General features: G+C 42.7%; 1 protein-coding gene. It reads left to right on the plus strand.

Annotated elements, in window-relative coordinates:
• The coding region (locus tag B7697_RS09315; RefSeq protein WP_192851447.1) for a mucin-binding protein at positions 1-539 on the plus strand (539 nt) is incomplete at both ends.

Below are 539 nucleotides of genomic sequence, written 5' to 3' on the forward strand. Positions count from 1 at the left end.
ATCCGTTACGTAAGCACTAACGGTAACCGTGTTCTCACAACAGATGAAGTAACAGGTAAGTCAGGAGAAGCCATTGCCTACAGCACAACAAGTCAAATCACAGAGTTCAAGAAACAAGGCTATAACCTTGTTAGCGATGAATTCACAGCGGGTGGTGCTAAGGTTTATGACTACGATACAGCACGTGACCAAGTCTACACTGTAACTCTTTCAGAACGTGTTGAACCAGTTAATCCAGATAACCCAACTCCACAACCAAACACACCAGTTAATCCAGGACAACCAGATAGCCCACGTTGGCCAGGAACCGTTGAAAACTTGGATAACAAGGAAAGTGTTAGCCGTACCATCCATTACGTTTACGAAGATGGACGTAAGGCTAAGGATGATGTAGTTGAAACACTGAACTTCAAACGTTGGAGTCGTATTAACCTAGTGACTGGTCAAATTTTCTTCCAAGACTGGACAACTAATGATGATACGTTTGATAAAGTAGTCTCTCCAACTATCGCAGGTTACACAGCGGATAAATCAGAAAT

This window comes from Streptococcus mitis, assembly GCF_002096895.1.
GTDB lineage: Bacteria > Bacillota > Bacilli > Lactobacillales > Streptococcaceae > Streptococcus > Streptococcus mitis_AH.